Raw genomic sequence first — 393 nt, 5'->3', positions numbered from 1 at the left:
CCGATGTGGGTATTGCTCTGGCTACTGAACTGGAAACGGCCGGACAAAAGTGGTCTCTGGGCTTCACACCAAAATTCCAGCGTGTTGACCTGTTTAACTACAACGTGCTGGTTAAAAATTACGACAGCAGCGCTTTCAAAGGCGACCGTTACCACAACACCAGAAACGGCATTAACGCTGATATCGGGGCCAGCATGGACCTGGATGACAACTGGACACTGGGTCTGGTCGCACAGAACCTGCTCCCCCGCAGTATTGAGACAAAGGAAGTGAACGGTGTCACTGAAACTTTCAGGATCCGCCCGCAGGTGACTGCCGGTGTCTCCTGGCACAACGACATGTTCACTACAGCACTGGATGTTGACCTGACCCCGGCCAGTGGCTTCACATCAG

General features: G+C 53.4%; 1 protein-coding gene. It reads left to right on the top strand.

Features of this window, described 5'->3' with window-relative positions; genetic code table 11:
• A partial coding sequence (gene traF / locus E0D98_RS26000; RefSeq protein WP_165941083.1) for a conjugal transfer protein TraF occupies positions 1 to 393 on the top strand: 393 nt, incomplete at both ends.

The sequence above is a fragment of the Escherichia sp. KCJ4928 genome, from assembly GCF_004352695.1.
Classification (GTDB): domain Bacteria; phylum Pseudomonadota; class Gammaproteobacteria; order Enterobacterales; family Enterobacteriaceae; genus ECMA0423.
The sequence above is the reverse complement of the archived record's forward strand: the minus strand, read 5'-3'. Positions and strand labels throughout refer to the sequence as shown.